Raw genomic sequence first — 1,282 nt, forward strand, 5'->3', positions numbered from 1 at the left:
GTGAGGGCGCTCCTCGAGCGACCCTGTAGATAATGTTCGGGCCTTCCACCTGGGTGCGTATCTCGTTTTAAGGATGGTGAGGACCACGGTCGCCCCGGCGCCGCTGGATCCTGCGTTTGCTATGGCAGGGAGCGATCCCGTTGACGGTGGGAGCCATCTGGCTCAGATTGCATGCCGCGCCGATGGTTGTCGGCGCATCGATATCTGCTGGCCAAAACCCGCCGCTGCTTCCCGACATAGGACGTTGTCCGACCGTATATGTGCAGGCGGGCCGCGGGTGACGAACAGCTCCGCTAGCGCGGCAAGGACGTCCTCATGCCGCAACTGACGCACCACGATGAGCGCCTGACATTCCCTTGCTAGCCTCATGCACCGCGCCTCGGCGGTCTTCAGGCCGCCATATTCCTTGCGCCAGCGATAATAGGTCTGTTCGCTGACCGCGATCCGACGGCACGCTTCAGCGGTCGAGGCGCCCTGCGCCCGCACAATCTCAACGTCACGTAGCTTGCCGATAATCTCTTCCGGCTTGTGCTTCTTGCTTGGTAGTCGTCGTCCCTTTCGTGGTCCAGACTATGATGGTCTCTGGGCCACTCAGCGGGGAGCAGGTCACCGGGTGGATTTCGTATCGGACGTTCATCTGGGCGGTCGCGTGAGAGACAATGTGCGCCCGTCCTGGTTCTACTCCATTGATGGTAACACGTGTCAGCGCGGCGCGAAGCCGCTTCCCGCACGCGCTGTGCCGCTGACGGTGAATTGCCCGTGATTCTGGGCGTTCGAGCTCGAGCCCACCCACAGGTCGAACATGCCCGGGTCGATCACCCAGTCGCGCTCCGCGGCGTTCCAATATTGCACGCTCTTCTCGTCCAGCGTGAAGGACACGGTGCGCGTCTCGCCAGGCTTGAGGGTCACGCGCTGAAAACCTTTGAGCTCGCGCACCGGGCGCGACGCGCGACCTGCCTGCTGATGGGTGTAGAGTTGCACCACCTCATCGCCGACACGGTCACCGGTGTTCGTGACCCTGGTCGTGACAATAACTGTGGATCGGCGTGGAAAAAGGACCCCGGTAGCGGGGTGATCGGCGTCGAAAAGGGACCCCTCATCCCGGTGGTCTAGGCTGTTCGCTTGGCGGTGTGTCAGGCGGCGAGAGCGGGATGCTGGTATTGGAGACGGTGTTGAGGATCCGGCGCGAGCACGCGTCGGGGAAGGCCATCAAGGCGATAGCGCGGGACCTGCACCTGTCGCGCAAGGTGGTGCGCAAGGCGATCCGGGCACCGGAGGCGGA

Annotated in this window: 1 protein-coding gene and 1 pseudogene; both read right to left on the reverse strand. The window is 63.2% G+C overall.

What is annotated here, in order from left to right:
• Window positions 1-363: 363 nt before the first annotated feature.
• Window positions 364-516: pseudogene (locus COA17_RS18590) on the reverse strand (transposase); the annotation flags it as partial.
• Window positions 517-702: 186 nt separating this feature from the next.
• On the reverse strand, window positions 703-984 hold the full coding sequence (locus COA17_RS20010) for a fibronectin type III-like domain-contianing protein (RefSeq protein ID WP_245857951.1): 282 nt from the start codon (window positions 982-984) through the stop codon (window positions 703-705).
• Window positions 985-1,282: the final 298 nt, after the last annotated feature.

It is taken from the genome of Sphingomonas ginsenosidimutans, from assembly GCF_002374835.1.
In the GTDB taxonomy this organism is placed as follows: Bacteria; Pseudomonadota; Alphaproteobacteria; order Sphingomonadales; family Sphingomonadaceae; genus Sphingomonas; species Sphingomonas ginsenosidimutans.